Origin of the sequence: Ruminococcus sp. AF37-20 (assembly GCF_003460465.1) — a bacterium.
Classification (GTDB): domain Bacteria; phylum Bacillota; class Clostridia; order Oscillospirales; family Ruminococcaceae; genus Hominimerdicola; species Hominimerdicola aceti.
The window spans coordinates 1-1504 of the sequence record NZ_QTVE01000054.1; the positions used below are offsets into that span (position 1 = coordinate 1).

Annotated in this window: 1 protein-coding gene; it reads right to left on the reverse strand. The window is 41.6% G+C overall.

The annotated features are described in order from the left end of the window. Nucleotides 1–211: 211 nt before the first annotated feature. Nucleotides 212–1402 (reverse strand): IS256 family transposase, encoded by a 1191-nt coding sequence (locus DW015_RS13225; RefSeq protein ID WP_242993310.1) that lies wholly within the window; start codon nt 1400–1402, stop codon nt 212–214. Nucleotides 1403–1504 lie beyond the last annotated feature (102 nt).

Consider the following 1504-nt stretch of genomic DNA (forward strand, 5'->3'; position numbering starts at 1 on the left):
TGGGTATGAAAAATAAACTGTGTAAATGAATTTCCCACAAAAATTTTGACATACTAAAATTGCAGCCAAACAAGGCAACGCTGAGGAGCGACCCGACGCAGGCTGTAAAGATATACGGTGAGGAGCAGCGCATTGTCGCTGCTTTTCTTTTCACCAGTATCTTTCAAGCGGATAAACCTCGGGAGTTTGAGGGCAGAGCCCTCAACAGCCGTCAGGCTGCAAACCTGTCCTCGAAGAAAATTGCGAACTGTGAGTACGCAAGTCCCCAATCCCGAACGGGCATGGTCCACTTCTTGGATATCTCTTTTACACTCATAAAAATGACTTTTCTGATAGAATCATCTGTCGGAAATACTGCCTTGGATTTAGTAAATTTCCTAACCATTCTGTGGTAACTCTCAACTGCATTTGTCGTATATATTATCTTCCTGATCTCCTGCGGATATTCAAAGAAAGTGGTTAATTCCGACCAATTCTTATCCCATGATTTCAAAATGTTAGGGTACTTCTTGTTCCACTTCTCACGGAACTCTTCTTTAGCGTATTCAGCGTCGTCAAGATTGACTGCGCCATAGATTTTCTTAAGGTCTGCACACACTGCTTTTCTGTCCTTGTATGGCACAAATTTGCAGCTGTTTCTTATTTGATGAACAATGCAAAGCTGATTTTTTGTCTTTGGAAATATGGCATTTATTGCATCACAAAGTCCTGTCAGATTATCGTGACAAGCGATAAAAATGTCCGTAACACCGCGGTTTCTGAGGTCTGAGCATATGCTTGCATAGAAGCTGGCAGACTCATTTTCGGATATCCAAGTGCCAAGGATTTCTTTTTGTCCTTCCATATTGATTCCGAGAACGGAGTACACACATTTGCTGATGATTTTATTGTCTTTTCTGGAGTTGAAAACTATCCCGTCGAAGAAAACTACGGGGTAAATTTTGTCGAGAGGACGGTTTTGCCATTCATTTACCTCAGGAAGAATTTTGTCGGTTATTCGTGAAACAAGTCCCTGAGATATTTCAGCACCATAAATCTCTTTGAGGGTATCTTCGATGTCACGCTGGGACATTCCCTTTGCGTACATTGCCATGATCTTCTGCTCAATTTCGTCCGTGTGAGTCTGTCTTTTTTCGATAACTTTAGGTTCAAATTCACCGTTGCGGTCACGGGGTACGGATATTTCGCATTCGCCGTAATCGCTGGTTATGGTTTTTTTACCATAGCCGTTTCTGCTGTTACCGGAATTGTTGCCGAGAACAGAATTTTTCGCATAACCGAGATGCTCGTCCATCTCAGCTTCAAGCATCTGCTCTATCGTTCCTGCAAACAACTTTTTCAGCTTTGCCTGAATATCTCCTGTTGTTTCACAATCTGCTATAAGAAGCTGAACAAGTTCCATTTCTTTTTCGCTTAAACCATGATTCCTGTTTGCCATAATACTTTACCTCCACTTTTGTTTGTGGTTATTATTGGCATTTACACGGTTTGATATTCAGACTCA